General features: G+C 63.7%; 21 protein-coding genes. 10 read left to right on the top strand and 11 right to left on the bottom strand.

Annotation, left to right across the window (positions count from 1 at the left end):
• Window positions 1–17: 17 nt before the first annotated feature.
• Both MAIT1_RS14115 and MAIT1_RS14110 read left to right on the top strand, forming a co-directional pair.
• Window positions 18–614 carry an RNA polymerase sigma factor gene (locus tag MAIT1_RS14115; protein WP_158089505.1) on the top strand — a complete coding sequence of 199 codons (597 nt, stop codon included), beginning with the start codon at window positions 18–20 and terminating at the stop codon, window positions 612–614.
• A 56-nt stretch (window positions 615–670) separates the two neighbouring features.
• Complete coding sequence (locus MAIT1_RS14110) at window positions 671–1,480, top strand: hypothetical protein (RefSeq protein WP_085443961.1); 810 nt, start codon at window positions 671–673, stop codon at window positions 1,478–1,480.
• A 419-nt stretch (window positions 1,481–1,899) separates the two neighbouring features.
• On the opposite strand, the gene MAIT1_RS14105 is transcribed toward MAIT1_RS14110, so the two are convergent.
• The 5 genes from MAIT1_RS14105 to cysC form a co-directional block, all read right to left on the bottom strand.
• On the bottom strand, window positions 1,900–2,121 hold the full coding sequence (locus tag MAIT1_RS14105; protein ID WP_143814855.1) for a hypothetical protein: 222 nt from the start codon (window positions 2,119–2,121) through the stop codon (window positions 1,900–1,902).
• 98 nt (window positions 2,122–2,219) lie between these two features.
• On the bottom strand, window positions 2,220–3,869 hold the full coding sequence (locus MAIT1_RS14100; RefSeq protein WP_085443932.1) for an adenylate/guanylate cyclase domain-containing protein: 1,650 nt from the start codon (window positions 3,867–3,869) through the stop codon (window positions 2,220–2,222).
• Window positions 3,866–5,182 (bottom strand): YhjD/YihY/BrkB family envelope integrity protein, encoded by a 1,317-nt coding sequence (locus MAIT1_RS14095; RefSeq protein ID WP_085443930.1) that lies wholly within the window; start codon window positions 5,180–5,182, stop codon window positions 3,866–3,868. Before MAIT1_RS14095 ends, MAIT1_RS14100 begins: the two co-directional genes overlap by 4 nt.
• 17 nt (window positions 5,183–5,199) lie before the next feature.
• Complete coding sequence (locus tag MAIT1_RS14090; protein WP_158089504.1) at window positions 5,200–8,256, bottom strand: SH3 domain-containing protein; 3,057 nt, start codon at window positions 8,254–8,256, stop codon at window positions 5,200–5,202.
• A gap of 408 nt (window positions 8,257–8,664) precedes the next feature.
• Complete coding sequence (gene cysC, locus MAIT1_RS14085; protein WP_085443897.1) at window positions 8,665–9,333, bottom strand: adenylyl-sulfate kinase; 669 nt, start codon at window positions 9,331–9,333, stop codon at window positions 8,665–8,667.
• 361 nt (window positions 9,334–9,694) lie between these two features.
• Here cysC and MAIT1_RS14080 point away from each other — a divergent pair, with 361 nt between their 5' ends.
• The 4 genes from MAIT1_RS14080 to MAIT1_RS14065 all read left to right on the top strand — a co-directional run bounded on the left by MAIT1_RS14080 (window position 9,695) and on the right by MAIT1_RS14065 (window position 14,243).
• A complete protein-coding gene (locus tag MAIT1_RS14080) occupies window positions 9,695–12,280 on the top strand; it encodes a leucine-rich repeat domain-containing protein (protein WP_143814854.1) in 2,586 nt (861 codons plus the stop codon).
• 227 nt (window positions 12,281–12,507) lie between these two features.
• The gene (locus MAIT1_RS14075) at window positions 12,508–13,077 is read left to right on the top strand and encodes a copper chaperone PCu(A)C (protein ID WP_085443856.1); all 570 of its coding nucleotides are present in this window, start codon (window positions 12,508–12,510) and stop codon (window positions 13,075–13,077) included.
• 102 nt (window positions 13,078–13,179) lie between these two features.
• Window positions 13,180–13,791 (top strand): SCO family protein, encoded by a 612-nt coding sequence (locus MAIT1_RS14070; protein WP_085443854.1) that lies wholly within the window; start codon window positions 13,180–13,182, stop codon window positions 13,789–13,791.
• A gap of 2 nt (window positions 13,792–13,793) precedes the next feature.
• Window positions 13,794–14,243 carry a hypothetical protein gene (locus tag MAIT1_RS14065; RefSeq protein WP_085443852.1) on the top strand — a complete coding sequence of 150 codons (450 nt, stop codon included), beginning with the start codon at window positions 13,794–13,796 and terminating at the stop codon, window positions 14,241–14,243.
• Window positions 14,244–14,321: 78 nt separating this feature from the next.
• Here MAIT1_RS14065 and grxD read toward each other — a convergent pair whose 3' ends face one another.
• The 6 genes from grxD to MAIT1_RS14035 form a co-directional block, all read right to left on the bottom strand.
• Window positions 14,322–14,651: a Grx4 family monothiol glutaredoxin gene (gene grxD, locus MAIT1_RS14060; RefSeq protein WP_085443849.1), complete on the bottom strand. Its 330-nt coding sequence runs from the start codon at window positions 14,649–14,651 to the stop codon at window positions 14,322–14,324.
• A 78-nt stretch (window positions 14,652–14,729) separates the two neighbouring features.
• Window positions 14,730–14,966 carry a BolA family protein gene (locus MAIT1_RS14055; protein ID WP_085443832.1) on the bottom strand — a complete coding sequence of 79 codons (237 nt, stop codon included), beginning with the start codon at window positions 14,964–14,966 and terminating at the stop codon, window positions 14,730–14,732.
• 145 nt (window positions 14,967–15,111) lie between these two features.
• Window positions 15,112–16,383 carry a hemolysin family protein gene (locus MAIT1_RS14050; protein WP_085443810.1) on the bottom strand — a complete coding sequence of 424 codons (1,272 nt, stop codon included), beginning with the start codon at window positions 16,381–16,383 and terminating at the stop codon, window positions 15,112–15,114.
• Window positions 16,384–16,463: 80 nt separating this feature from the next.
• Complete coding sequence (locus MAIT1_RS14045; protein ID WP_085443809.1) at window positions 16,464–17,225, bottom strand: YdcF family protein; 762 nt, start codon at window positions 17,223–17,225, stop codon at window positions 16,464–16,466.
• Window positions 17,225–18,223, bottom strand: a complete 999-nt coding sequence (locus MAIT1_RS14040) for a tyrosine recombinase XerC (RefSeq protein ID WP_158089503.1) — start codon at window positions 18,221–18,223, stop codon at window positions 17,225–17,227. The genes MAIT1_RS14045 and MAIT1_RS14040 overlap by 1 nt, the downstream gene beginning before the upstream one ends.
• Window positions 18,220–19,029 carry a DUF484 family protein gene (locus MAIT1_RS14035; protein ID WP_158089502.1) on the bottom strand — a complete coding sequence of 270 codons (810 nt, stop codon included), beginning with the start codon at window positions 19,027–19,029 and terminating at the stop codon, window positions 18,220–18,222. The genes MAIT1_RS14040 and MAIT1_RS14035 overlap by 4 nt, the downstream gene beginning before the upstream one ends.
• 230 nt (window positions 19,030–19,259) lie before the next feature.
• On the opposite strand from MAIT1_RS14035, the gene MAIT1_RS14030 reads away from it, so the two are divergent.
• The 4 genes from MAIT1_RS14030 (at window position 19,260) to MAIT1_RS14015 (ending at window position 21,231) form a co-directional block, all read left to right on the top strand.
• Window positions 19,260–19,577 carry an ArsR/SmtB family transcription factor gene (locus MAIT1_RS14030; RefSeq protein WP_241893484.1) on the top strand — a complete coding sequence of 106 codons (318 nt, stop codon included), beginning with the start codon at window positions 19,260–19,262 and terminating at the stop codon, window positions 19,575–19,577.
• Between the two features lie 120 nt (window positions 19,578–19,697).
• Window positions 19,698–20,114, top strand: a complete 417-nt coding sequence (locus MAIT1_RS14025) for a rhodanese-like domain-containing protein (RefSeq protein WP_085443802.1) — start codon at window positions 19,698–19,700, stop codon at window positions 20,112–20,114.
• A gap of 38 nt (window positions 20,115–20,152) precedes the next feature.
• Window positions 20,153–20,620, top strand: a complete 468-nt coding sequence (gene trxC / locus MAIT1_RS14020; protein ID WP_085443800.1) for a thioredoxin TrxC — start codon at window positions 20,153–20,155, stop codon at window positions 20,618–20,620.
• On the top strand, window positions 20,617–21,231 hold the full coding sequence (locus MAIT1_RS14015; RefSeq protein ID WP_085443798.1) for a class I SAM-dependent methyltransferase: 615 nt from the start codon (window positions 20,617–20,619) through the stop codon (window positions 21,229–21,231). Before trxC ends, MAIT1_RS14015 begins: the two co-directional genes overlap by 4 nt.
• Window positions 21,232–21,268 lie beyond the last annotated feature (37 nt).

Raw genomic sequence — 21,268 nt, 5'->3', positions numbered from 1 at the left:
CGCCTGCGCATCGCCTTATGACCGTCCCACAGTTCGTCGCCCATGACCCCGACGCCGACGCCCTGCGCGCCACGTTGGATGGAGATCCACACGCCTTCAACGCCGTGGCGCGTCGTCTGCACCTGCGCGTCTACCGCTTTATTCTGCGGCAGATCCCCCTGGCCGAAGACGCCGAGGAGTTGACCCAGGAGACCTTTCTGGAGGCGCACCGCAAACTGCGCGCATTCCAGGGCCAATCGCTGTTCTCCACCTGGCTGCTGGGCATCGCCAACAATCTGGCGCGCAACTTCCGCTCGCGCGCGCCGCAGTTCCGCTATCAGATGGTGGATGATGAGGCGTTGCGACACCACGCCTCCAACGAACCCGACCCCGAGACCATCGCCGCCAGCGACGCGCGCATGGCCGCTCTTCAGCATGCGCTCAGTCAGTTGCCCGAAGAGCTGTATCAGCCGCTGGCGCTGATCTCGTTGGAGGGGTTGGGTTATGAGGAGGCGGCGCAGATCTGCGATCTGTCCCTCAGCGCACTGAAAACGCGCATCTTCCGCGCCCGCAAAAAGCTGCGCGCGCTGCTCACCGAGCAGAATCAGATGTCGCTGTTCCAGGAAATGGAGTGACCCGATGCAACCATTTGCCCACAGCGGTCACTTAAGGGCCAAGGGAGAAAACCGCCATGGTCCACAATAACGACCACAAACATGTTGAGCAGGAGCCGGACGAAGAGACGCTGGAGCTCATTGCGCTGGGTCTGGACGCCCAGTTGAGCCCCGAGCAGATGCGTCGGCTCTATCGCGCCACAGCGGCCAATCCGCTGCCAACGGCCCAAGCCATGGGCGAAATGGCCGACCTGGAGGAGGCGCTGGACGACTTGCGCGCCCAGGCCCAACAGGCTCGCCCCGCCACTGACTTGGCCCAACGCATCGAAACCGCTCTGGCCGCGCAAACCGTTGCTCGACCTGCGGGCGTGCTGCAGCGCTTGTTCGACTGGCTGCGGCATCCGCAGGGATTGTCCATTCAGCCCATGTCGTTCATCGGCGGCGGCGCCGTGGCGGCGCTGGCCCTGACCCTGGCGGCGCCGGTGGTGATTCAACAAACAGGCATAACGGAATCGCCGCGCCTGGAAGTCTCCGAAGTCTCGTTTGAAGAGGCGCGCACGCGGGATGTGGATTGGACCAGCCGGTTTATCGTCTTCCCCGGCCAATCCATGCGGCTGGATCTGAACGCCGAGGGGGATCGACCCATGGTGCTGCAGTTCGAAGCCGCCCAACCCACCCCCATCATGGTGCAGCATGAGGCCCCCGGCGCGCGCCGGGACGCCGCCCGCGCGCTGGTGGTCAACGGCATCCACTACGTCACCCTGCGCAATCCGCAACCGGGCGACCGGGTGGCGATTCGCAATCGCGGCGAGGCGCCGGTGCTGGTCTACGCCCAGAGCAGCGGCGCGCAGACCTCCATCGCCGAAGATGGCTCACAGCACCTGTAACGCCCCGGCTGCGCGCCAAAGAGCCATAAACAAAAACGCCCGCTGCNCNCNCACTACGACGACGTACGTACGTCGGTCGTCGTTACGTCGTACGTACGTACGTACGTACGTACGTACGTACGTACGTACGTACGACGCGACGTCGACGCGCGGCGCGGCGGCGCCGTCGCGTACCGACGACCGTACCGACGGACGACGACGGACCGACCGACGACCACGACCGTACCGACGTACGACGACGACGTACGACGACACCGACGACCGTACGACGACCGACCGTCGACGACGACGAACGAACGACGAACAACGTAACGAACGTCGCTACACGCTGCTCAATTCAGAGCAGCGGGCGTTTTTGTTTCTCGTACAATTGCGCAAGCGTCACACGCCTGCGCCCTATAGAATCAGGGAAAGCCGATTTAGCGCGGCCACTGATGCCGACGCTGCCCGGACGTAAAGGTGCGCCAGTAGTTCTCTTTATTGGTGCGCGAGGTCAACACCACACCGATCAACGCCAGCGGCGCCAGCAACAGCATCACCAGCGCCACCATGGTGGCGACGCTCAAATGGGGCCAATAGACCGCCAAAAATGACGCCACGCCAAAAAACAGACCCCACACCAAGCCACGCAACATGATCATGCTCGGCTCCAAGAAATCGAATCGATCCATCATAACGCCAACCCCTGCCCAACTTAACATAATGTAGACAATTTTATTTTCCGCCTCAACACCCTGATTCAATTTATTGGCGGCTGGAGACTTTTCGACGCTCGCGCCAGCGCTTCGGCCAAACTCTCCCGCGCCGCATCATCCAGACTGTCGGCATCCAGAAACAGGGAGAATCCGCGCCCTTCACGGGCGATGACACCGCCGCCCTGGGCCCCGCGCGGCTCGCCCACACTATAGGCCTGCACAGGTTCAGCCACCCCTTTGACCGTCATCGGCTCACGCGGGGTGAAGTGAAACAGCTCGCGCGTGAGCACATAGGTCTCGTGGCTGACCAGCGCCTCATCGGGCTGGGCCGCCGACTCCAATCGGCTGGCCAGATTCACCGTGTTGCCGATGATGGTGTAATCGCGACGCTTTTCACTGCCAAAAATTCCCACTGCGCAGTAACCCGTTGCAATTCCCATGCGAACATGGAATGGACGCGCCACGCCCTGATTGGCCCAGCGCTGCCGCAGCCCCACCATGCTCTGCTGCATCTGCGCGGCCATGGCCACACAAGCGGCCGCACCCTCGCGTGGATCAACGTCTCCTTCGTCATCGCCAAAGAACACCAGCATGGCGTCGCCGACGTATTTGTCGATCACCCCGCCATGGGCCAGGGCGATTTCCGACATCTCATGGAAGTACTCGTTGAGCAGTCGGGTCAGATCCTCCGCCTCCATGTTCTCCACGGCGCGGGTAAAACCGACCAGATCGGAAAAAAATACCGTCAATTTGCGCCGTTGCGAGGCGATGCGATCGCTCAACCGACCTGAAAGAATCCGCTCACGCACCTGCGGCGGGAAAAAGTTGGCCAACGTCTGCGACACCTGCGCCAGATGGTCGCGTTCGCGCCGCGCCTCCCGCTGCGCCGCATCCAACTGTGTGGCGGCCTGATTGATGTGTTCGCCAATGAGGTCCAACTCATCGCGCTGGGTGGGATGCGGCAGCGCGATGGGCTGATCCAGCCGCCCCTGGGCCACCCGCTGCACACCTTGGGCGATGGCGCCGAGCTTGCGCGTCAAACGCCGCACCAGCAGCGTGGCCACCAGCAACGACAGCACAATGGCCGCCGCCGCCACACTCCAGCCCCAGCGTACGCTTTTGCGACTTTTGTTCAGCGCCTCCTGACGGATCTCGCGCATCTCCTTGTCGATATAGGCGGCCATGTCATCCACCAGCTTCAGCGCCGCTTCAGTCAACGCCTCCAGACGGCGCAACTCCTCAATGACAATGACGCCCTGCTCCTCGGCATGGCGGAAGATCGCCTGCAGTCGCTCCACGGATTGACTGAGTTGCGTGAACTGCTTGGCTTCGGTGGAGTCGCCGACGTTCTGCGCCACCAGGCGCGCCAGCTCCTGATGCGCCAATTGCAAGCGGGTCAACGCATCCAACCATCCAGGCATATCGATGCTACGCGATTCGCCATCGATATTGGGCAGCACGCTCTGCAATTGCGACTGCCGCGCCATCAGCAGTTGCGTCTCCACAAACAGGATGCGGGTCTTCTCCTCCTCCTCATCCAGCGCTTCACTGTAGTGATCCAGCACCGCGCCCATGGTGATCTGGAAGGTCAACGCCAGCGCCAACGCCATGAGCGCCAGAATGGCGAAGAAGATTCCGATGCGGAATCGCAATGCATAGCGGGCGGCAACGGCGTCATCGGAGGCGACGCTCATGGCGCGTGCGTCTCTTGCGCCTGATCGCCCTTGGCCAGATCCGCCACGCTCATGCCGTCAAACCCGCGCGCCAGAGCCTGCCGCATGGGGTGCGACAAGCTCTCCTGTGCGTCTGTCCCTTCAAAGGGCGCGCCGCCCATGGCCAAGTCGATCACCTGTTGCGCCGGGATGCTCTGCAGCGGCCGCGCGGGCAAGTAGGCAGGACGATCCCCCGACAACGGACGGATCAGCCCATTTTGACTCAGCCGCGCTAACGCCTGTTCGATCTGCGCGGGGGTGGCGTCCAGTTCGTGAGCCAGACGATCAGCGCTCCATTGCGCTTCTCCCTGCGCATGGTCGCGCCCCAGGCGCAGCAGAATCGCCAGCATGCGATCAGCCAGCACGTAAGCGCCATCCTGCGCCCCCTCATCGCCGTTCAGAGCGCCGCGATTTTGGCACAGATAGGCCGCACGGGCGCCCAGCAGGAACACTAGCCAACTGATATAGAGCCACATCATGAACAGGATGAGGGTGGCGAAGGCGGAGTAGATGGCGGTGTACTGGGTGCTCTGGGCCACAAACCGGGTGAACGCCCACCCCACCACGCGCCAGGCCGTCCCCGCCAGCAACCCGCCCAAAAGCGCGGGACCAAAGCGGGTCGGCGCATCAGGCACCATGCGGTAGATCAGGGTGAACACCAGCGCCATGAGCAGCGTGGGCGCCAGCGCGCTCCACACCGACACCGCCATGGCCATGGAGTGTTCGCCCATCATCGACTTGACCCAGGGCGTGGCGGCCATGGCGGCGATGGCGCCCATGAAGGAGACCATTAACGCCGGGCCGACGATCACCGTGGAGAGGGAGTAGCCAATGCGCTGCAACCAGGAGCGGCGCGAGCGCACGCGCCAGATGGCGTTGAGCGCCATTTCGATTTTGTGCACCACCGAAACGGTGACGTAGAACAGCATCGCCAGCCCCATCACCCCCAGCACTTTGGCCTGAATGTTGGCGACAAAGTCGATAATCCGCGCGGTGATCTCCGGGCCCTGTTCGCCCAGCGGCTCGAGAATGGCGTTCAGGAAGCCCTCCATCTGATCCTGCACGCCAAACGCTTTCAGCGCCGAAAAGCTCACCGCCAGCAGCGGCGCCAGCGCCAACAGCGTGGTGTAGACCAGCCCCATGGCGCGCAGACTGATCTCGCCGCCCAGCAGATCGGCGATCAGACGACGCAGCAGACGCGCCGCGCAAACCAGCGCGCGTTTGACGGGAGAGAGATTGCGCAGGGGCTCATGCCACAGCAGCGCGCTCCACGCTTCAGGAAAGGAGAGATTCATGGGGGAACCCCGCCGACTCAATCCAAACGACGCGTCATGCGCGTTTGGCCTTGAGGATCGTAGAGTTTGACCGTCAGGCGCTTCTCATGCTGCATCATCTGTCGCCAGGCGTGGGCCAGATCCATCAGCTTGCGATCGCGCAGATAGCGGTCGATCAAGGGGCCGAAGGTCTCCGGCGCGCCCAACACGCGCAGCTCTTTGCCATCGCGCGCAAAAGCATAATCACTGAAAAACGCCCAACCCGCCAGACTGCGCGTCTGATCGGCCAACTGCGCCCAGGTTTTCGCAAAGGCGGCGTGCTTGGGGCGCCCGGGGAAGAGCTGCGCCAAAGGATCATCAGGCGCATGACTGGCGGCGACCAACGCCTCGGGCTCTGCCGCCTCGCTATCGGATTGGGCGCGGCTGCGCGGCGCAAGCTCCGGCGGCTGCAGCACGCGCGGCGCGGCGGCGCTCAACACACGGGAGGAGACCGCCTGGCGTGGCGACGACGGCGACGTGGGCGGTTGCGACGGAGGCAGATCCAACGCCTGTGTCAACATGCTGTCCAGTTCAGCCACATCCGGGTCGTCATTGGGCGCAAAGGCGCGTTTGGTTGCAGGCGCTGACGCCGCAGAGGCTTCTGCCGTCGGCGCGATGGCTTCGGACGTTGGCGGCGCGGCGGCGACAACACCCTCTGGCGGACGCTCCTGCGAACGCAGCAGCGGCGACCAGATCCATCCGCTTTGATGCGGCGGTTGCAGATTGCGCACCGCCAGCCACGCCCCGTTTACTTCGCCCGTCGCCTGCAACCAGGCGCCGCGGGTCAGTTGAGCGGCAATGGGCGCCTCGGTGTTGGGTTCGGCGCGCAGATTGGCCTGCTCGCGATCCACCGCAAAACGGGGCTTGGCTTGGGCTTTGCCATCCACCATCAGCGGCCTCGTCAACGGGCCCCAGATCCACCCCTTGAGGACGCTGTTGGGGCGCAGGTCGATCACTTTGAACCACTCGCCTTGGGTCTCGATCACCTGCAATGGATCGCCAATATGCGTCTGCCCCACAATGGTCGACTCATCATTGGGCCGTCGACGCATATTGGAGAACGCACGGGTGGTGATGCGCACATGCGCCGCATCGACGCCTGCAGGCAACGCCAACGGCTCCTCCGCCTGTGCGCTGGAGGCCACAGACGACGGCGTCGACTCAACAACCGGCGTCGACGCCGCACGATCGGACTGAGCATCTGTGGCGACCGGCGCGCTTTTGCGCTGCGCGATGTCGGCGACCATGGCCGCCAGCGTTTCGTCGGACTGCTCCAGAACCTGTTTGGCGGATTGCGCAGGCGGCGACGCGGTTGGCTGCGCATCGGGTTCCGGCTTGGTCGCCACTTGCATGGCGTTCTCGGTAGCCTTTTGGGGCTGGGGCTTGGGTCGCAACAGACGATTGCGCGCCTGATCGCGCAGGGAGTCATTCACATCGGCCAACCGCAGCAGCGCAGGGGAAGCCTCTGAGGGCGCCGGTTTGATGATCTGGCGCAAGCGCTCCCGGGTCTCGGCGATGGGCTCTGGCGCCGCTTGCTCTGACGGCGACGCCTTCGCAGAAACCGCCTCAGGGAGCGTCTGTTCAGACGCAGAATTTGCCGACTCAGTTTGTTTGGACTCCGATGGTGAAGTCACCACAAGAGCGGATATGGGCTTGGCGTTCTGCTCCTCCCGCTCCAACTTCGCAGCCGCTTGCGCCAGAACGGAGGATTGCGCGCTGGCGATCTGCGGCGCAGGTTGCGACTTGGGCGCATCAGATGTCGGAGCTTGCTCCGCCAACGCCGCCATGGCCAACGCGCGCGCATAGAGCACGGAAGCTTCAGGCGACAAACGCGCCGGATCCAGTTGAATCTGTTGCGGCGGCGTCTGGCGCAAGTACTCGGCCGCAACCCAGCCGTGGTGGCCGTCGGCCAGCAGCACCTCCACCCACTGTGGCGCGCGACTGAGCACCCAGCCCTGCTGACCCGGCTGCATCCCCGCCATCACGCCGGCATCCAACGCGGGCTTAAAACGCACCCGCAGCGCGGTATCGTGGACCTGCACCACCGGCAACACAGCCTGGGGGACGGAAACCACTGCGCCCGCCGCGGCTTGCGCCGGGATGGGCTGGGGAGAATCCAGATGCGTCAATCGTTCTCGATCCGCTGGCTTGGAGAGCGCTGCGGCGCCGCCGCTCTGCTGTTTCGGGGACTCGGCCCCAGCTTGATTCGCCGCATCAGAGGCGGACTCGGCGGAACGATCAGGTTGCGGCGGCGGCGTGGTTTCCTGCTCATGCTCGCCGATAGCCACCAGCGCCGGGGCCCAAATCCACCCCCGCGTTCCATCCTCCAAACGCACCTGCACCCAGTTGTCGGGGCGACGCGCCAGTTGCCACGCTTTTTGATTATATGTCAGTTTGGCGATAATCTCGGCGTCCACTCGCGGCGACGCCATCAACTCAGCGTTCTCCAAGCGCACCTGAGACAGCAGCGGTTGCGGCAACGGCGTGGCCGCCATCTCCTGCTCCAGCCAAGCGGCTTTGTTCTGCTCTCGCTTCACCGGATTCTGCGCCGAGCGCGGCGTGGCGTTGGCGCTGGCCGCCCCCTGGACCATCTCACGCAACACCGCGCTGGCCTCACCCGCCGCCAAGCCGGTTTGCGCCACCGATTGCGCCGCACGGGCGACCTGTGGGGCGCTTTCCTGGGTTAAAAAGCGGCTCGCCACCCACACATCGCCGCCCAAACCATCGCTGCGCACAATGCGCGACCACTGCCCACGCTGCTCCAGCACCCACACGGAGCGCTGGGCAAACAGCTGCAGTTGCACCGGCGCTTTGATGCTGGGCGCCGTGCGTCCATTGACGCCATTGGCGTTCACCTGGGCGGATATTTTGTCCTCAGCGGGCACGGCCGCTGGCTCGGCGCGGCGCAACAGAGAGGTCAGAATCCAGCCGCTCTCGCCGCCGCCGTGCTCCATGCGCACTTCAGTCCAGTCGCCTTTGCTGGCCAACGCCACCACTGGACGGCCGCGACTCCAGCTGGCCATCACGGCGCTGCTGGCGTCTGGCTGCGTGCGCATGCGCACGCCAACGGCGTCAATAATGTAGAGATCGGATTGAGCGCTGTGGACGGATCCTGCAAAAAGAAGCGCAGACGCGGCAAACGCACACGACGACGCCACGAGTCGAAGACCCAGGCGCAGCGTCATAGCGTGACGTTTGATGAGAGATCGCGTCATCTGCGTAATCGATTGAGTTGTCGGAAATTAAATTCACATGGGGCCAGCATCGACTCCACGCGCCGTTTGTGAGCCGTCAGGTCTCTGACTGCGCGCCGCGCGCCGGGCTGGTTTCCCCGTAACAATTGTAGAAGCAAGCAATATAGCCGCCAACTCTACGGGCAAATCAACTCCCGGCGCAACGGCTCACGGCGTCGGCCTTGAAACTCTGCGCGCAGCAGGCGACAGCCCCTACTGCGCGTCAACATCTTACTGATCTCCGGCTCCAGTCACAAACCGCTGCATGGCGTAATCGGCCAACTCCTCCACACACGCCGCCACCGCGCGGCCGGTGGTGTCCACCAGCAACTCCGGCTTCTCCGGCGCTTCATAGGGGGCGGAGATGCCGGTGAACTCAGGGATCTCGCCAGCGCGGGCGCGCTTGTAGAGCCCTTTGGGATCACGGCTTTCGCACTCATCCAGAGTGGCGGCGATATAGACCTCATTGAAGCGGTCGGCATGCATCGCCCGCACCATGTCGCGGTCGCTGCGATAGGGCGAAATGAACGCCGTGATCACCACCAGGCCGGCATCGGCGAACAGATTGGCCACTTCGCCGATGCGGCGAATGTTCTCCGCGCGATCCGCTGGCGAGAAGCCCAGATCCTTGTTCAAACCGGCGCGCACATTGTCGCCATCCAGCACGTAGGTCTGCACGCCGCGGGCAAACAGCGCCGCTTCCAACCCCATGGCCAGAGTGCTCTTGCCGGAACCCGACAGACCCGTCAGCCACAGGATTCCACCCTTGTGCCCATTGATCGCCTCACGAGCCGGGGCGTCAACGCGGTGATCCACCCCATACAGATTGGTCGCGCGCACGGCGCGGTGCCCTTTGGCGGCTTGCGGGGTAATTTGCCGATAGATTGTGGGATCTGACATGACCACTCTTCCGATCTTTACGCGCTACGGGGCGCAATCCGGCGGCGCAACATCACGCCGCACAGGGCTCTGCCGGGCAAGCGCGCCGGGGCCGAGCTCAATCAGTACATCAATCAGCCCTTCAAAAAGCAATTTACGGGCCGAACCCATAACAACCAAGAAGCCCTGCAATCACAGATTGTTATAACTATAATGGCGCAACCATCCCCGCACCGTCACGCGGCAAGCGGGAAAAGTTCGCCACCTCACCGGCAAAAGCGATCCCCCGCTCCAACGGCGCCTTTCGTCTGCTGGGGATTTTGGTTATTAATGGAGGGTGACCATCGAATTTGAATCGCATGGCGAACGAACGGGACGCCGCATGCATCAGGAGTCAGTGGAAAGCGCCATCGCCCGCGCCCGGGAACAGGACGCGCGCGCCTTGGACCTCTCCGGACGGGAGCTCACCGAGCTGCCGCCCGCCATCGGTCAATTGAGCGGACTGGAGCTGTTGGACCTGTCCGATAACCAGTTGCGCGCCCTGCCCGAGGAGATCGGCGGCCTGGCCAATCTCCAATTGATGGACCTGCGCGGCAACCAACTCACGGATCTGCCCGCCAGCCTGGGCCGTCTGCACAATCTGGCGTTTCTGCGCCTGGGCGGCAATCAGTTCGAAACCCTGCCCTCTGTCATCGGCGAACTGCGCGCCCTGCGACGTCTGGTGCTGCGCGGCAACCGCCTGGCTACGCTGCCCGACTGGCTGCATCAGCTCGAATATCTGCAAGAGCTCTCCCTGGGCGATAACCTCATCGCCAAGCTCCCCGCCGAGACGCTGAACGATCTGCCGCGCCTGGAGGCGCTGCTGCTCTACGGCAACCCGCTGCATGAACTGCCTGAAGGGCTGTCCAATCTCAAACGCCTCAAGCGGCTGGATCTGCGCGGCGTTCCGCTGCACGATCTGCCCGCCGATCTGTCCGCCTGCCATGCGCTGATGTGGTTGGATCTACGCGAAAGCGGTCTGCCGCTGCCTGAACGCGCGGTGGCGGAACCGGCGCGGCCGCGCCAGATTCTGGAGAGTTGGCGGCAAGCCAAGGAGAGCCACCGCAAACCGCTTGCCGAAGCCAAACTGATGGTGTTGGGCGACGCAAAGTGCGGCAAGTCCGCCATCGCCTACGCCCTGGCCAGCGAACGCTTCGATCCCAGGCGTCCGCCCACAGAGGGGGTCTCCATCCTCAGCTCCAGCGTGATCATGCCTGGCGGCCTGGGCGAAACCCGTCTGAACGTGTGGGATTTTAGCGGCGATCCGCTGTATGCGCCGCTATTCCCCTATCTACTCAGCCCCAACGGCATCGTCATGCTGGTGATCGACGGCGCCCAGGCGGAGCCGGAGCGGCGTCTGGCCCACTGGATGCGCATCATTCGCTCGCGCTGTGGCCGCAACGCGCCGGTGGCGTTGGTGTGCGCCCGCGCCGACGCCTTCCCGCTGGAGCTGGACTGGCTCAAGATCCGCGAGCGCCACCCCACCATCCGCGCCATTGTGCGCCGCGCCTCCAGCGTCACCGGCGAGGGGGTGGAGCAGATCCGCCAGGCGTTGATCAAAACTCTGGAGCATCTGCCGCGACTGCGCGAGCCGGTGTGGCGCAGTTGGCATGAGATCAAGGCCACCCTGGTCTCCCTCAACACCGAATTCGCCCCCTTCCGCTTCTTTGAGGCGCTGTGTCTGGAGCGCGGCGCGCCCGCTCTGGAGGATCAGGAGGCGCTGGCGCAACTGATGCACGATCTGGGCTGCGTGGTCTACTTCCGCAACCACCCGGTGGCGGGCAGCACCGACGACCTGTTGGAGCCGGTGTGGATCACCCAGGCGCTTTCGCGGCTGCTGGGTTCGGCCAATGCGCGTGGGCGCGGCGGACTGTTCCAGCGCGCCGATCTGAGCGCCATTTTGGATATGAATCTGCACGCGGCCAAACGCCATGAGATGCTGCTGGGTCTGGCGCGCCGCTTCGCCTTGGCCATTCCCCGCTACGCCGAGGCCACTGAACCGCAGCAGCCGGGCGCCCGCCCCAAGCCGGTGGAGCGCTTCTGCATCCCCGCCATGCTGCCGGTGGAGCGCAAACTCTCCGGCGCGCCCAAAGAGTATCTGGGCTTCTGTTATCAGTTCGACTCCCTGCCTCCCGCCTTGTTGGGACAGTGCATGGTGCGGTTGGCGGCGTTCCTCCACGGTGAGCTGGAGTGGCGTGAAGGGGTGGCGTTGGCCTCCGAGGGCGGCGGCAATCGCGCCCTGCTCACCCTCGACCCGCTGCAATCACGCCTGACCATGCAGATCTGGGGGCAGACGCGCAACCGCTCGGTGTTTCTGCAGTTGATCCGCCTGACTCTGGAGCGGCTGCTCTCCCTGTGGCCGGATTTCGCCTACCGTCGTCTGCTGCAGATTCCTGACGGGCCTGACCTGTGGGCCGATGTGGCGCACCTGGAGTCGCTGCGCGAACAGGGATCCGACACCTACTGGCCTCCCGCAGGCGACAAGCCCTTGAGCGTGGCCTATCTGCTCAGCTTGGTGGAGCCGGAGCCCAATGGCGGCCACCCCGGCGCGCCGCCGCGGGCGCACGGCGCGCGTCGGCCGCTGGGCGCTTACACCCCTGCTCCAAGTGAAGCCCGCACGCGTCTGGCGCCGCCCCCGGCGGAGGCGATTGACACAACTTCGCGGCGTGAATCGCAACAGGTCGACGCCCAGCGCGCCGACGACAACGCCCTGGCCACCATGGGCGCCATGGCCGCCGCCGTGGCCGCCGCCGATGAACAGGAGCGGCGGCGTAATACCCCGTCTCCGCCCGCCGCAACATCAGAGGATTCCCGGCGCGAACCGCTCATGGAGTTGGGTTTGGCGCAAGATGACGCCGACACAGACGCCTCTGACAGCGCTGATGCGCCGCGCCAGAAAAAAATTGATCCGCCCCCTCCCGAGCAATAACCCCTTAGCTCTGCAATTCTTTCTTTCGCCCACTTGACGCGCCCCGCGTCACGCCGTCCCTTATGCGCTGAAAAACGTCTTGACGCACTTTTCAACATTGGTTAGTTTCCTTTAATTTTCATCTAGTTATGCTGTATTTTTTTGTGTCATATGACACAAAGTGCGGCATATGACACACCCTGATTGACCCGACTGACCGCAACGGGTTCGCCGCAAGAGGAGACGCCATGCGCATTCGCCCCCACACCCGCCATCTGGCCGCCCTGATCGCCGCCGCCACGCTGTTCGGCAGCAACGCTTGGGCCAGCGACGATGAGCACATGGGCCATAAGGAGCACGCCGAGCATAGGGGCCACATGGCCATGCAAGCGCAAGATGGCCAGCACAAAGCGAGCGTGAGCGTGAGCGCCGCCTGGGCGCGCGCCTCGGCCAAGATGGCCCGCGCCGGCGCCGCCTTTATGCGCATCGACAACACCGGCGCCAGCGACGACAAACTGATCAGCGCCGCCGCCGACGTCAGCGACAAAGTGGAGCTGCACACCCACACCATGGAAAACGGCATGATGCGCATGTATGAAGTGCCAAGCATCCCGGTCCCCGCTGGCACAGGCGCCATGCTGCAGCCGGGCGGGTTCCATGTGATGTTCATCGGGCTGCATGCGCCCCTGAGCGAAGGTCAAAGCTTCCCGCTGACGTTGAATTTTGAAAAAACGGGCAAACAAACAGTGATGGTCCATGTGAAGGCGCCGGGCGCTATGGGCCATAGTCATGGCCATATGTCGCACCACGGTCATTAATAGACCGGGTCGGCACTATGGCCGTCGCGGCGGGGCGCCATCCCCCCCCTTTTGTGGTCCCCGCCGCGACTCCCACATTTTCAGGACACGATTGATTCCGCTATGAATTCCGCACTGCCCACGGTTACCCGCCTGCGCTTGGCGGCGGTTATTCTGCTCTTTTGCCTCGTCACCGCTCTGCTCACCGCGCCGCCCAGCACGCGCGCTGAGGGGGGAGTTATCCCCATCCATGGCGACTTCTCCCTGCTCGATGAGAATGGACGCGCCGTCACCCTGAAGGATTATCGGGGACGCTATCTGCTGCTCTATTTCGGCTACACCTTCTGCCCCGACGTCTGCCCCACCAATCTGGGCATCATGGCGCAAGCGTTGGAGATGCTGCCCAAACCGACCGTGGAGAAGATCACGCCGCTGTTCATCAGCATCGACCCCGAGCGCGACACCGTCGAGGTGGTCAAGGAGTACACCGACCTGTTTCATCCGGCCATCATCGGCCTGAGCGCGCGCGCCCCCGCCGACGCCATGGCCGCCGCGCGCAGCTTCGGCGTGTTCTTCGCCAAGGATCGCGTCGACCCGCAGCATCCGATGGATTACACCGTCTCCCACTCCTCCAACACCATGCTGCTGGACCCCCTAGGGCGCATGCTGGAGATCTTTCCCCACGCCACGGCGCCGGAGCAGTTGGTCAAAACGATTCTCAAGCGGATTCACTAAAGATGCGCGCGCGCTGGCGGCGCATCTATACCGGAATGCTGGGCGCCGCGCTGCTGACGCTGACGGCAGCGCCGCTACCAGCGCAAACCGCGCCATCGCCCGCAGAGACGACCCTCACCCGCTTTATCGAAGCGTTCTTGATGAACCGCCTGGACCAAGCCGCCCGGCTGTGCGCCGGTCCCGCCTGTGAGACGGTGGCGCGCAAGCGCGCGCTGGCGGAAACCGCGCCCACCCCGCTGGCGCTGGATGTGATGGTGTTTGCCCAGGCGACCATCGAAGCGGATCGGCGCATGACCCTGCTCGCCTCCACAGCGGTGACGCGCCCCAATCCCCCCAACGCCGAACCCCGCCATGAATTCCGGCGGCAGGAGGCGGAGATGCGTCGGCTGCCCGGCAAAGGGTGGCGGGTGTGGCGCTACTTCGACGCCCAGGAGGCGTGCTGCCAACCCTGAGTCCATGCGCTCCAGACACAAAAAAACCCGCCATTTGGCGGGTTTTTTTGTGTCTTGCTCAGCAATTCGAAACGAAGATCAGCCCTCTTTGGCGGCCTTAATCATCTTCTCCAGCTCGCCCTTGTCGAACAGCTCGCGCATGATGTCGGCGCCGCCGATGAACTCGCCCTTGATGTAGAGCTGCGGAATGGTGGGCCAGTTGGAGAACACCTTGATGCCCTCACGGATATCCGGGTTCATCAGCACATCGACGCTGCCGAACTCATCGCTGCCCAGGCCGCACGCCTTGAGCATCTGCACCGCCGCGCCGGAGAAGCCGCACTGGGGAAATTTGGGTTGGCCCTTCATGTAGAGCATGATGGGGTTGCTGCTGATCTGTTCGCGGATGGTTTCCTGCACGTCGCTCATGACGAATGTTCCTCTAGAAAGGGGCGGCGCATACACGCCGGAAGACGATGACCGAAGGGCCGCTCGCCTCAGTTTGGCTTACTGGCCGGACCACTCGGCGGGAGTCAGGGTCTTCATGGACATGGCGTGCACGGCGTCATCGCTCATGTAGTCGCCCAACGCCTTGTAGACGAGCTGATGACGCTGCACCAGGGACTTGCCCTCGAATTCGGCGCTGACGATCATCGCCTCGAAGTGACGGCCATCGCCGCCCACATCGATGTGGTCACAGGAGATCGCCTCGGACAGGCGTTGTTGCACCAGATCAGGTTCCATGAGACTGCTCTTTGGTTGTGGGAACGGGAAAAAACAGCGCCGCCGCGCGCGTCGCCCGGGCGGGCCAAACTGCAGATATCCTGCATCAAAGGATATAAGATGCGCAACGTGCGCAAAAGATCCCGAAAAAATTCCCCGCCTCGGATTACGCCTCGGAAAGCGGGCTGATCTCCTCCGCCACCGGCGCCTGCGCACGCTCCACCACCACTTTGAGAATGCGGCGTCGGGTGCACTTCTCCACCCGCACCCACATCCCCTCCAGGGTGAACTCCTCACCGCTGTGGGGCAGACGCTCCACATGGGAAAGCAGCCACTGGCTGACGCGGTCCGTCGGCTTGCCCGACAGGTCGGTTTCGAAATAGCTCTCCAGGTGGCGCAGCTCCATGGCGCCATCCACCAGCACGCGGCCCGGCGCCATCTCCTGCATCTGCTGCACCGGCGGCAGTTCGTCCTCGTCGGTGATCTCCCCCACCAACTCCTCGATCACATCCTCCAGCGTCACCAATCCCTGCGCCGCGCCCAGATCGTCCACCACGATGATCAGACGCTGTTTGCGCACGCGCAGGGTCTTGAGCATGTCGTCCAGGGGTTGATTGAGCGGCACGAACACCGGCTCGTGACCCGCCTCCATCAGGGTGATGTTCTCATCCCCGGCGGCGATGGCCTCCAGCACCTCGCGGGCGTAGACCACGCGGGTGATCTCGTCACGGTTCTCCGCATACAGGGGGATGCGCGAATAGGGCAGGTTGAGCAGGTCCGGCAACGCCTCCTTGATGGTCAGCGCGCCGCTCAGTTGCGCCATCATGTGGCGCGGCGTCATGACGTCGGCGGCGGTCAGATCGTTGAAGCTGAACACGCGCTGAATCAGCTCCTCCTCCTCCGGCTCGATGGTCCCCTCCAGCGCGCCATGGCGCGCCAAACTGATCAGCTCCGACTCGGTAACCGTGGGCTCCGGGGTCATCGCCCCCACCCGCGCCGACCAGTGCGCCAGATGCTCCAGCCCCCACGCCAGGGGGTAGACCAGTTTGGAGAAGAGGAACAGCGGCGGGGCCACCGCCAGGGAGATGGGCACTTTATGGCGCGCCGCATAGGTTTTTGGCAACACTTCGCCAAACACCAGGATGAACAGGGTCAGACCGCCCACCGCCAGACCGGGGCCGAAGTGACCGAAATAGTCTGTGGCCAGCACCGTGGCAATGGCCGAGGCGCCGATATTGACCAGATTGTTGCCAATAAGGAGAGTGGCGAGCATGCGCTCGGTGTTGCTCTTGAGCGCCGCCAGCGCTTGCGCGCCGCTGCGCCCTTCGGCCGCCAGCGCCTCCACGCGGGAAGAGGAGATGGCGGTCAAAGCGGTCTCGGAGCCGCTGAAAAAGCCGGACAACACCAAGAGCAGAAACAGCAGCAGGATTTCGTTCAATGCCGGGCGCCCCGCACTGGGCGGGCCTTCTTAATCATGGGGTCAGTGGGCGACTTCACTACATTTGGAAGGCGAGTATATCACTGAAACATGTAGTAGAGCATGCCCAGATATTCATGCAACACCGCGCGCATATCCGAGGTGGTGCGCGGCAGCCAGAGAATCAGCCCCTGCTGAGTCTCTTTGGTGCGAAACAGGGTCGGCGCCGGAATGGGGTCGAGGCCAGCGCTGGTGAACGCCTGCATGGCGCGCGACATGTAGCGGCTGTGGCTCACCAGCAGCACCCGATGGATCCCCTCTTTGTGCAACATCTCGGCGCTGAAACGGGCGTTCTCAATGGTGTTGCGGCTGCGATCCTCCACCCACCGGGTGGGCAGACGATACTCCTCCTCCAGAACCCGCCGCATGATCTCAGCCTCGGAGATCTCTTCATCATAAGGGCGCCCGCCACTGACCAGAATCGGCAGGCCGGTAACCCGATGCAGACGCGCGCCGTAACGCACTCGCGTCACTCCATTGGTGGAGAGAGTGTCCTCGCCGCCATACTCCGGCGCCTGCGGATAACGTCCGCTGCCGAGAATGACGATGGCCTGCGCGCCGCTCTCCCGCGCCGCCGTATCGCTCAACGGCGCATAACGGGTCTCCATATATTTGATCAGCGGCCCAGAGAGCGCGGGAATAGTGGCCAGATAGAGGGTGACAATACCGATGCCCAGCGCCCAGCGCGCCCACTTGGGCCGCCAGCGCAGCAATACGAAGGCGATGATCATCAACGCCAGGGTGGAGCCCGGCGGATAGCTCATCGCCTCCAGGAAACTGCGCAACGCGGGGGGCACGATCATTACCCGGCCGCCCGCAGCGAACGGCGACGCGCGCGCGGATGGGCGGAGTCGTAGATGCGCGCCATGGCCGCTTGATCCAGATGGGTGTACTTCTGTGTCGCAGACAAACTGGCGTGGCCCATCATCTCCTGAATGGCGCGCAGATCCGCCCCCGCCTGCAACAGGTGAGTGGCGAAGGCGTGGCGCAGCGCATGGGGCGTCAGCGATTCAGGCAGATCCAGCCGTTTGCGCATCTTTTGCAGCAACCGCTGCGCCTCACGCGGATTGAGCCGTTTGCCCTGACGTCCGGTGAAGATCGGCCCCAATGGATCGATGGTGGGTTGCAGACGCGCGCGCTCGCGCAGATAGCTCTCCACCGCGCGAATGGCTGGCGGCCCCACCGGGACCAGTCGCGTCTTGCCGCCTTTGCCCAACACCCGCGCCTCACCCGCCTGGGCGTCCAGGTCGGGACGGTCCAAGCCGCATAGCTCGCTGATGCGCAAACCGGCGCTGTAGAGCAGCTCCAGCAGCGCCGCATCGCGCAACGTGCGCAGACGCGGCCAGCCGGGCAGATCCTGCGGCGCGGCGTCGTCGTCATTGCCAGCCGTGGCGTCCAGCAGGAACGCAGTCTGCTCCTGCCCCGGCGCCCGCGGCAGCCGTTTGGGGCTCTTGGGCGAAGCCACCCGCTTGGCCGGGTTATCCCTGGCCAGCTCTTCGCGTTGCAGGAAATTGAACCACGCGCGCAGCGCCGCCATGCGGCGCTGCAGGGTGGCGCGCGATAGCTGCGCCCGCGCCCCATGACCAAGAAAAGCGCGCAGCTGATCCGGCGTGATGGCGTCGATATCGGCCTCGCCCAACTCCCGCGCCTCATACTCGTTCCAGAACAGCACGAAGGCGGTCAGATCGCGCTCGTAGGCGGCCACGGTGTGCGGCGAGAGACGGCGCTCGGCGGCCAGATATTGAATAAAGCGCTCGCCAAACGGGATCTGCACGGTATTGTCCACGGGTTCGGTCGTCACGCTTGGTTCGCCTCGCTCTGTTTCGATTCCATGGCGCGCAACAGCAGCAGACAGAAGATATCGGCCATATCGCGCACCAGATCCGTGGAGTAGCTGGGCAGGAAGCGATTGGGCTCGGAGCCGCCCAGATTGAGGCTGCCGATGGGCTCGGCCAACGGCGCGCCCGGGGCGCACTCAATGGCGGCGAGAGGGTCGGCGTAGAGCGGAATAATCACGTCCGAGCGCACTTCCCGGGCGCACTGACCGAAGAACGCCTCCCGGTCCAACGCCTCCTGTCCCACTCGCACCACCGGCTCCACGCCACGACTGAAGGTGGTCATCAACTGCTCATGGGGCAGCGTATTGAGGCGACAGGCAAACCCTTCGCCCTCGGCGACAAAGGCGCTCAAATCCCCGCCCGGGGCCAGGCCGTCGCTGCGATCCGATAGCGTCACGCTCACCCGGCGCAGACCGAAAGAGCTCTCCAGCCCCTCCACCGCCCGTTGCAACAAACGCCCGGGGCAGTTCTCATCCAAGCTCTGGATCAAACGCTTCTGCAGAGCGTGGAAAGTGTGGTGAATCGCTTCATTGCGGCGAATGCGTTCGAGCATCTGCTCCACATCTTCACGGATGCGCGCGTTTTCGCGGCGCAACTGGTTCAGATGCCCCGCCTCCAGATTCAGCACCTTGCCCGAAGCGTGAATCGCTTCCGGCAGCAGATCCGAGTTGTTGCGAAAGAATCCCGGGTTGGCCAGCAACCAGTTGCGCACCACCTCTTCGTCGATGCGGTCGGCGTTTTCCATAGGTATCGGAGCAAGGTCATTCATAGCGGTCTCATTGCGCTCAGGGTCCATGGCGCCAGCGGCGCCTACCAAATTAAGAAAATCCTTGTTGCGAAAATGTTGACGTCGGAAACGACGTTTCCTATATTATTAGATTAGTCTAATAAAGTAATTTGGACCGCAAGCGGTCCTTGGCAAACGCCCGCAAGAGGCGTTTGGCCTGAAGCGGCGGACTTCCACTTCAGGCCTTTTCCCAAAAAGTTCCGAGGTGATGCGTGGCTTGTGAATTCGACGACGTGAGCATTGAGAAGGTGGCCCGCTGCATGAAAGCCCTGGCCCACCCTCTGCGTTTGAAGGTGATCGTGGCGCTCAACGACAAAGAGCTCTCGGTCCAGGAGTTGGTGGAGTCCGTGGGCACCACCCAATCCAACGTTTCCCAACATCTGACCATCATGCGCGACAAGAACATTCTCGCTTCGCGCCGGGTCGCCAATCAGGTATTCTACCGCATCGGCGACTGCAAGGTTCTGGACCTGGTGGCGCTGACCAAGAAGATCTTCTGCCAAGCCGCCGAGGAGCAGGCCAAGGAGTAGATCGTCGCTGCGCGCGGCGCCGCTTGCCTGACATGAGGCGGCGCCCGATGTCGTACGATCCTTGGTGTGCGCGGCTGTCGCCATCCGCTTCCCCCTGACTGTCTATCCCGTGAGGCCGCCATGAGCTGGTTGCAACAGAATGGCTCGACCCTTGTGCTGTTCATCCTGGTGACGCTGTTCGTCTTCCGTGGACCCATCCTGATGCGCGTGTTTCGCATCAAATCCATGGGCATCCACGAACTGGGACGTCGTTTGGGCGAAAATCCGCCGATCCTGCTGGTCGATGTGCGCACCAACGGCGAGTTCAACGAATCCCATATCAAACAAGCGATTCTGGCCCCGCTTTCAGAACTCAAAGCGAAGGGTCCGATGTTGGCAAAGCAATATCCGGGCCGGGAGGTTGCGGTAATCTGCCGCAGCGGCAATCGCTCGCAATTGGGCAGCGTCTCGCTGAAGAAAGCCGGGTTTGAGACCGTTTATAATGTGACTGGCGGCATGATCAATTGGGAGTCCCAGGGCTTCCCCGTCAAGAAGTAGCCGACCCGCCGCCAAACAGCCGCATCGAGGAGAGCCGAATGTTGTCTCAGCCGCTTCTCATCTCCTGTCCTCAATGCAACGCGGGCAACCGCGTGCCGCTGACCAAGGCGGGCCTGCCCGCCAAATGCGGGCGTTGCAATCAGACGTTGCCGCCCACTGGACCCAGCGTTCCCATCGTCATCGAGCAGGCCGACTTCGCCGAGCAGACCCTCAACGCCTATCTGCCGGTGCTGGTGGACTTCTGGGCCCCCTGGTGCGGCCCCTGTCGGCAGATGGCCCCGGCGCTGGATCTGTTGGCGCAGCAAATGGCCGGGCGACTCAAAGTGGTGAAGATCAACACCGACGAGAACCGCTCCCTGGCCAACCAGTTCCAGATCCGCTCCATCCCCACCCTGATGCTGTTCAACAAGGGCAAGCTCGAAGCCACCCGCTCCGGCGCGCTCAGTGAGGCGCAGATGCGCTCCTGGATTGTGGAGACCTTCCCCTTTTTGGAGTTTGACGCATGAGCCATGATCACGGCCACCATCCCAAACACCGCTTCGACCCCGCCAGAGCCGCGACGCTTTTGGATCCCAAACGCCGCCTGATTGACGATCCTTTGACGCTAGTGCGACAGATGGGCGTTGGCGAAGGCATGCGCGTGGCGGACCTGGGCTGCGGCGCGGGCTTCTTCACTCTCCCCTTACTCGAAGCGGTTGGCGACGGCGGCCATGTGACGGCGGTGGACGTGCAACCGGAGGTGCTGGAATTCTTCCGTCAGCGCGCGCCGGATGCGCCCAATCTGGCCCTGACCGAGGCGGATCTGACCGCCACCGGCCTGCCCGATGACGCTTTCGACGCCGTTTTCATCGCCTTTACGCTGCATGAGACCCCCGCCATGGCGGCGCTGGCCGAGGCTAAGCGCATTCTCAAGCCCGGCGGCGTCGCCATCGTTATGGAGTGGGGCGAGTTCGGCCCCTGCCCGGAACGCGAGCCGGGACGCAAAGCCGGTCCGCCGGAGGATCATCGCCTGCTGGCCGCCGCCATGCGCGAGCATCTGCGCGCCAACGCATTGGAAGAGGTGGAGTACGGCGAACGCCTGGGCGGCTGCCACTATTGGATCCGCGCTCGCGCCTGACTTCAATCCACGCGCGGTTCATCCACTTTCATGAAAA

Origin of the sequence: Magnetofaba australis IT-1 (assembly GCF_002109495.1) — a bacterium.
Classification (GTDB): domain Bacteria; phylum Pseudomonadota; class Magnetococcia; order Magnetococcales; family Magnetococcaceae; genus Magnetofaba; species Magnetofaba australis.
The sequence above is the reverse complement of the archived record's forward strand: the minus strand, read 5'-3'. Positions and strand labels throughout refer to the sequence as shown.

Coding starts and splice junctions, on each gene's coding strand:
- cysC (WP_085443897.1), bottom strand. CDS start 9,333: ATGTCAGATCCCACAATCTATCGGCAAATTACCCCGCAAGCCGCCAAA.
- trxC (WP_085443800.1), top strand. CDS start 20,153: ATGTTGTCTCAGCCGCTTCTCATCTCCTGTCCTCAATGCAACGCGGGC.
- MAIT1_RS14100 (WP_085443932.1), bottom strand. CDS start 3,869: ATGAGCGTCGCCTCCGATGACGCCGTTGCCGCCCGCTATGCATTGCGA.
- MAIT1_RS14080 (WP_143814854.1), top strand. CDS start 9,695: ATGCATCAGGAGTCAGTGGAAAGCGCCATCGCCCGCGCCCGGGAACAG.
- MAIT1_RS14095 (WP_085443930.1), bottom strand. CDS start 5,182: ATGAATCTCTCCTTTCCTGAAGCGTGGAGCGCGCTGCTGTGGCATGAG.
- MAIT1_RS14090 (WP_158089504.1), bottom strand. CDS start 8,256: ATGCGCACGCAGCCAGACGCCAGCAGCGCCGTGATGGCCAGCTGGAGT.
- MAIT1_RS14055 (WP_085443832.1), bottom strand. CDS start 14,966: ATGGAACCTGATCTGGTGCAACAACGCCTGTCCGAGGCGATCTCCTGT.
- MAIT1_RS14075 (WP_085443856.1), top strand. CDS start 12,508: ATGCGCATTCGCCCCCACACCCGCCATCTGGCCGCCCTGATCGCCGCC.
- MAIT1_RS14070 (WP_085443854.1), top strand. CDS start 13,180: ATGAATTCCGCACTGCCCACGGTTACCCGCCTGCGCTTGGCGGCGGTT.
- MAIT1_RS14115 (WP_158089505.1), top strand. CDS start 18: ATGACCGTCCCACAGTTCGTCGCCCATGACCCCGACGCCGACGCCCTG.
- MAIT1_RS14045 (WP_085443809.1), bottom strand. CDS start 17,225: ATGATCGTGCCCCCCGCGTTGCGCAGTTTCCTGGAGGCGATGAGCTAT.
- MAIT1_RS14035 (WP_158089502.1), bottom strand. CDS start 19,029: ATGAATGACCTTGCTCCGATACCTATGGAAAACGCCGACCGCATCGAC.
- grxD (WP_085443849.1), bottom strand. CDS start 14,651: ATGAGCGACGTGCAGGAAACCATCCGCGAACAGATCAGCAGCAACCCC.
- MAIT1_RS14025 (WP_085443802.1), top strand. CDS start 19,698: ATGAGCTGGTTGCAACAGAATGGCTCGACCCTTGTGCTGTTCATCCTG.
- MAIT1_RS14065 (WP_085443852.1), top strand. CDS start 13,794: ATGCGCGCGCGCTGGCGGCGCATCTATACCGGAATGCTGGGCGCCGCG.
- MAIT1_RS14105 (WP_143814855.1), bottom strand. CDS start 2,121: ATGATCATGTTGCGTGGCTTGGTGTGGGGTCTGTTTTTTGGCGTGGCG.
- MAIT1_RS14110 (WP_085443961.1), top strand. CDS start 671: ATGGTCCACAATAACGACCACAAACATGTTGAGCAGGAGCCGGACGAA.
- MAIT1_RS14015 (WP_085443798.1), top strand. CDS start 20,617: ATGAGCCATGATCACGGCCACCATCCCAAACACCGCTTCGACCCCGCC.